General features: G+C 67.2%; 5 protein-coding genes. 3 read left to right on the plus strand and 2 right to left on the minus strand.

The window, feature by feature from the left end; translation table 11 throughout:
* Positions 1-39: 39 nt before the first annotated feature.
* Positions 40-1,260: an RtcB family protein gene (locus ACTXG9_RS11430; protein ID WP_019661691.1), complete on the plus strand. Its 1,221-nt coding sequence runs from the start codon at positions 40-42 to the stop codon at positions 1,258-1,260.
* Positions 1,261-1,369: 109 nt separating this feature from the next.
* Here ACTXG9_RS11430 and ACTXG9_RS11435 read toward each other — a convergent pair whose 3' ends face one another.
* Positions 1,370-2,275, minus strand: coding sequence for an NAD(P)/FAD-dependent oxidoreductase (locus ACTXG9_RS11435; RefSeq protein WP_021203479.1), 906 nt, complete (start codon positions 2,273-2,275; stop codon positions 1,370-1,372).
* Positions 2,265-2,720, minus strand: coding sequence for an Rrf2 family transcriptional regulator (locus ACTXG9_RS11440; protein WP_021203480.1), 456 nt, complete (start codon positions 2,718-2,720; stop codon positions 2,265-2,267). Before ACTXG9_RS11440 ends, ACTXG9_RS11435 begins: the two co-directional genes overlap by 11 nt.
* 183 nt (positions 2,721-2,903) lie before the next feature.
* Here ACTXG9_RS11440 and ACTXG9_RS11445 point away from each other — a divergent pair, with 183 nt between their 5' ends.
* Both ACTXG9_RS11445 and dkgB read left to right on the plus strand, forming a co-directional pair.
* Positions 2,904-5,024, plus strand: a complete 2,121-nt coding sequence (locus ACTXG9_RS11445) for a methyl-accepting chemotaxis protein (RefSeq protein ID WP_456115817.1) — start codon at positions 2,904-2,906, stop codon at positions 5,022-5,024.
* Between the two features lie 245 nt (positions 5,025-5,269).
* Positions 5,270-6,071, plus strand: an 802-nt coding sequence (gene dkgB / locus ACTXG9_RS11450; protein ID WP_457654785.1) for a 2,5-didehydrogluconate reductase DkgB, incomplete at its 3' end; no start/stop codon positions are given.

Genomic DNA, 6,071 nt, shown 5'->3' on the forward strand with positions numbered 1-6,071 from the left:
GGGACGCGCCGCCGGCCCATCAAGGACATACACGAAGACATGGACACTCAACACAACTATCAATGGCTGCACGTCGAGGGCACCACGCCGATCAAGGGCTGGGTCAACGGTGTGCCGCTGGAAGCGCAGGCGCATGAGCAGCTGCGCAACATCGCCGCGATCCCGTTCGTCGGGCCGTGGGTGGCCGTGATGCCGGACGTGCACCTGGGCAAGGGCGCGACCGTCGGCTCGGTGATCCCGACCCGCGGTGCGATCATCCCGGCCGCGGTCGGCGTTGACATCGGCTGCGGCATGGCGGCGGTGCGCACCACGCTGCGCGCCAACGACCTGCCCGACGACCTGCGGCAGCTGCGCAACAGCATCGAGCGCAGCATTCCGGTCGGCAACGGGCGCGGCGGCGAGCATCACCGCATGCCCGACAGCATCCACACGCGGCTGGTGCAGTCCGGGCTGGCCGACGGCCTGGAGAAGATCAAGGACAAGCACCGCAGGATCCGCACCGATAAGCTGGACCGCCAGCTGGGTACGCTGGGCGGCGGCAACCACTTCATCGAACTGTGCCTGGACGAGACGGATACGGTGTGGGTGATGCTGCACAGCGGCTCGCGCGGCACCGGCAACCTGATCGGTACCTACTTCATCGAGAAGGCGCGCGAGGAACTGGCCCGGCGCGTGCTGGGCTTCCACCTGCCGGACAAGGACCTGGCGTTCTTCATGGAAGGCGAGCCGCTGTTCGATGACTACGTCGAAGCCGTGTCGTGGGCGCAGGACTACGCCCGGCAGAACCGCGAGGCGATGATGTCGCGCGTGCTGGCCGAGATGCGCCACCGGCTGCCGAAGTTCCAGCTGGCGGCAATGGCGGTGAACTGCCACCACAACTATGTACAGAAGGAAACGCACCACGGGCAGGAGCTGCTGGTGACCCGGAAGGGGGCCGTCAGCGCTCGCGAGGGTGAGCTGGGCATCATTCCCGGCAGCATGGGCACGCGCAGCTACATCGTGCGTGGCAAGGGCAACGCGGACAGCTTCCACAGCTGCAGCCACGGTGCCGGCCGGGTGATGAGCCGTGGCGCCGCGCGCCAGCAGATCACGCTGGCCCAGCATCGCGAGGCCACCGCGCACGTGGAATGCCGCAAGGACAGCGGCGTGCTGGACGAGTCACCGGCCGCGTACAAGTCGATCGACGATGTGATGGCCGCGCAGCTGGACCTGGTCGACGTGGTGCACACCCTGCGCCAGGTGTTGTGCGTGAAGGGGTAACGGAGCGGTGCCGGCCAAGGCCGGCACCCACCGCACCCGATTGCAGTAGATCCACGCCATGCGTGGATGGAACAGCGCCGACCAAGGTCGGCCTCTACCTGTGCAACGTTCAGCGCGCGATGCTGTCTTCGGCCACCAGCGCGTGGTGCACGCCGATGCCCGCGCGCACGCCTTCGGCCATGGCCAGGGTGATGTTGCCGACCGTCGTCGCATCGCCTGCGGCATACACGTTCGGCACCGAGGTCTGCTTCATCGCATCGACCTCGATCAGCACGCCCAGCGGGCTCTCGACCAACGTGCAGCCCAGCTGCTGCACCAATGGCGTGGCCATCACCTGGGCGGCCGGCACGAACAAGGCACGCTGGGCGATTCGGCGGCCGTCGGCCAGCTCCACTTCCAGCCAGGTCGGCTGGTCGCCCTGCACGCCCAGCACGGGTGATGTCTCGATCTGCACGCCGCGCTGCTGCATGGCGGCGCGTTCCTCATCCGTGATGTCCAGTCCCATGCTGAAGAACGTGACATTGCCCCAGTCGGCGAACAGCGGCGCCTTGCTGGCGGACATCGGATGACCGCCAAGCAGGCCAATGGCACCACCACCCACTTCATAGCCATGACAGTACGGGCAGTGCAGCACGGTGCTGCCCCAGCGCTCGGCGAGGCCCGGCAACGCCGGCAACTGGTCGGCGATGCCGCTGGCCAGCAGCAGCTTGCGCGCGGCCAGCACCTGGCCATCGGCGGTACGCACTTCCACGCCTTCGGCGCGGGCGGTGGCCTGCACGGCTTCGGCATGCACCCAACGCACTGTGGGGTAGTCCAGCAGCTGCTGTCGCGCGGTCTTCAGCAGCTCGGCGCCGCTGATGCCATCCAGCCCCAGCACGCCGTGCGAATGGCCGGCGAAACGGTTGCGCGGTGAACCGGCATCGATGACGGTGACCGGGCGACGGGCGCGGGCGAGGATCAGGCCGGCGGCAATGCCGGCATAGCTGCCGCCGACGATGAGCACATCAGGATTCATGATGACCTTCCAGGGAACGGTGATGGGCGAGATGGCGGGCGAAGTCGGCGCCAAGCTGGTCCAGCGTGGTCGCCTGCAGCCGCGCTTCGAGCAGGCGCTGCGCTTCGCGCGCCCCATCGAGCAAGGCGCTGTTGACCAGCCGCTGGATCGGGCAGCCACCGCCGGAGTCGCGGGCGCCGACCTGCACCAGCGGTGGTGCGCCCACAGCCAGATAGATGTCATGCAGGGTGATCGTTGCAGCATCACGGGCCAGGTGGCTGCCACCGCCATGGCCACGGGCGCTGCGAACCAGGCCCGCCCTGTGCAGCTGCGCCAGCAGACGGCGGATCACCACCGGATGGGTCGGCAGGCAGGACGCCAGCTGCTCGGAGGTGCGCGGGCCGTCCTGGCCGACCAGATGCGCCATCACGTGAAGGGCGTCGGAGAGCGGGTTCGCGGTCTTCATGTAACTACGATAGTTACATTTATATCCCCTGTCCAGGGTCCACATTTGTTCCATACGGACACATTTGTCCTATGAAACAGTTCCTTCACATCACTAAACGAAACGCTAATGTGATTTATGTCGCACTTCAGCGGGAGCTTGGCGGGTCGATACCGCAATGCCCCTTCCCGAGAGTGCTTCCCCATGAATGCGTCTGTCCGTGCTCCGCGCCTGCAGTCCAAGCTGCTCGGCGCGGTGTCTGTTGGCTTGGCCGTGGTCCTGCTGTGCGCGCTGGCTGGCCTGGCCTCCGCCTGGTTCAAGTTGTCCACCGAGGTTCCGCCCGAAGTCACGCACAGCCGCGACGCCGAACGCCTGCAGCGTGAGTTCCGCGGCCAGGTGCAGGAATGGAAGAACGTGCTGCTCCGCGGCCACGACGACGCGTTGCGTCAGCGCCACCTGGACGCTTTCGACAACGAAGGCCGCCTGGTCGAACGGCTGGCCAAGGGCCTGGTGACCAGCCCGGACGCGCGCACGCGTGAACTGGCGCAGGCGTTCGTTGGCCTGCACGCGCAGCTGCAGCAGGACTATCACGCGGCGCTGCAGGCATTTGCCGCGGCCGGCTACGATCCGGCCGCCGGCGACAACCTGGTGCGCGGCAAGGATCGCGCGGTGGCGACCGCTCTGGATGCATTGAGTACGCATGCCACGCAGGTGGCCGAAGCGGCGCTGGCGGCACGTTCGCAGCAGGCCCGGCAGACCCTGCTGCTGTGCGCGGCGCTGACCGTGCTGGCCGCCGTGTTGCTGCTGATGGGCCTGGCCTGGTGGCTGCGGCGCGCGGTGGTGCAGCCGGTGCTGGCGGTGGAAGCCGCTGCGCGTGCCGTGGCCGCCGGTGATCTGCAGCACGTGGTGCAGGTGCGCAGCCGCGACGAGATCGGTCGCCTCGCGCAGGCGATGCAGGCGGTGCAGTCCACGCTGCGCGGCGTACTGGACGCACAGGCGACGATGGCGCAGGCGCATGACGCCGGCAGCATCAGCCATCGCATGGAGGCCAGTGCGTTCCCGGGCGCGTTCGGCACCATGGTGGCCGACTGCAACACGCTGGTTGACGCGCACATCCAGGTGAAGATGCGCGCGATCTCGATCATGGGCCGCTATGCCGTCGGTGACCTCAGCCAGGACATGGAACGCCTGCCCGGCGAAAAGGCCGTGATCACCAACGCATTGGATACGGCCAAGGCCAATCTCGGCATGATCAACGGCGAGATCCGCCGCCTGGCCGAAGCCGCCGCCGCCGGTGACTTCAGCCAGCGCGGCGACAGCGCACGCTTCGAGCATGATTTCCGCGCAATGGTCGACGGCTTGAACCGATTGATGCAGACCACTGAACTGAACCTCGGCGAGGTCTCCAGCATGCTGCGCGCGATTGCCTATGGCCGCCTCGGCGCGCGCATGCACGGTGATTTCCAGGGCGTGTTCGCGCGTATCGCCGGCGACGCCAACACCACCGCTACGCAGCTGGCAACCATCGTCACCGACATCAAGCACGCCTCCGGCAACATCCACACGGCGGCGGCGGAGATCGCCGCCGGCAACAACGATCTGTCGCGCCGTACCGAACAGCAGGCCGCCAACCTGGAAGAGACGGCGGCATCGATGGAGGAACTGACCTCCACCGTGCGCCAGAACGCCGAGCATGCGCGCCAGGCCAACCAGCTGGCGATCGGCGCGCACACCGTTGCCTCTCACGGCGGCAGCGTGGTCGGCCAGGTGGTGGCAACGATGGGTGCCATCGAAACCTCGTCGCGGCAGATCGCCGAGATCATCAGCGTGATCGACGGCATCGCCTTCCAGACCAACATCCTGGCGCTGAACGCCGCGGTGGAAGCGGCACGCGCCGGCGAGCAGGGCCGCGGCTTCGCGGTGGTTGCCAGCGAAGTGCGCACCCTGGCACAGCGTTCGGCGGCAGCCGCGAAGGAGATCAAGGCGTTGATCGAAGCGTCGGTGGAACAGGTCGGCCACGGTGCACGGCGCGTGCGCGAGGCCGGTGACACCATGGCCGAGATCGTGGCGTCGGTGCAGCGCGTCACTGACATCATGGCCGAGATCTCCGCCGCCTCGCAGGAGCAGAGCGCGGGCATCGAACAGGTCAGCCAGACCGTGATCCAGATGGACGGCACCACCCAGCAGAATGCCGCGTTGGTGGAGGAAGCCAGCGCCGCCGCACGCAGCCTGGAACAGCAGGCGAACCGGTTGATCGACGCGGTGGATGTGTTCGACCTGTCGACCACCGCTGCAGCGAAGGACGCGCTGATGCGCGCGGCCTGATTGATCCGGTTGCCGGCCGGCGGCCGGCACTACCGTGGAGCGCAGACAGGGGGAGTGCCGGCCGCTGGCCGGCAGCTCCCAACGCTGCATGGGTGGCGGCATGAACAGTGCGGACCAACGGTCCGCACCCACCACCACCTGCCGTCGTACACGTCGATGCAATGCACCGTTGCCGGCATGCACACGGCCGCTGGCCTACCCTTTCGTGGATATTCCCGCCTCCCTCCCCCTCTGCTGGAGCCCCCATGACTGTCCCCGCCTTCGGTCTCGGTACCTTCCGCCTGAAAGACCAGACCGTGATCGACTCGGTGCGCAACGCGCTGGATGCCGGCTACCGCGCCATCGATACCGCGCAGATCTACGGCAATGAAGCCGAGGTCGGCCAGGCCATCGCCGATTCCGGCGTGCCGCGCGAAGAGATCTACCTGACCACCAAGGTCTGGATCACCGCGTTCAAGCGGGAAGCGCTGCTGGCCAGCCTGCATACCAGTCTGGAAAAGCTGCGTACCGATCATGTGGACCTGACGCTGATCCACTGGCCGTCGCCGAACGACAAGGTCGACGTGCCGATGGAGGAGTACCTGCCGGCGCTGGCCGAGGCCAAGGCACAGGGCCTGACGAAGGCGATCGGCATCTCCAACTTCACCATCGCCCAGACCCGCAAGGCCATCGAGATCCTTGGCGCCGATGCCATCGCCACCAACCAGATCGAGATCCATCCCTACCTGCAGAACCGCCTGCTGGTGAAGTTCCTGCAGGATAACGGCATCCACGTCACCGCCTACATGAGCCTGGCCTATGGCGAGGTGACCAAGGATCCGGTGATCCAGGCCATTGCCGGCCGCCACCAGGCCACTCCGGCGCAGATCGCGCTGGCCTGGGCGCTGCAGCAGGGCTTCTCGGTCATTCCGTCCTCGACCAAGCGCGAGAACCTGGCCAGCAACCTGGAAGCGGCAGCGATCCGCCTGACCGACGAAGACATGGCGCAGATCGCCAAGCTGGATCGTGGGCACCGCCTGGCCAATCCGGAAGGCATTGCGCCGGCCT

This window comes from Stenotrophomonas maltophilia group sp. LNF247, from assembly GCF_054083135.1.

Excerpts from the sequence above, each read along its gene's own strand:
- ACTXG9_RS11435 (WP_021203479.1), bottom strand. The coding sequence starts at position 2,275 with ATGAATCCTGATGTGCTCATCGTCGGCGGCAGCTATGCCGGCATTGCC.
- ACTXG9_RS11440 (WP_021203480.1), bottom strand. The coding sequence starts at position 2,720 with ATGAAGACCGCGAACCCGCTCTCCGACGCCCTTCACGTGATGGCGCAT.
- ACTXG9_RS11445 (WP_456115817.1), top strand. The coding sequence starts at position 2,904 with ATGAATGCGTCTGTCCGTGCTCCGCGCCTGCAGTCCAAGCTGCTCGGC.
- ACTXG9_RS11430 (WP_019661691.1), top strand. The coding sequence starts at position 40 with ATGGACACTCAACACAACTATCAATGGCTGCACGTCGAGGGCACCACG.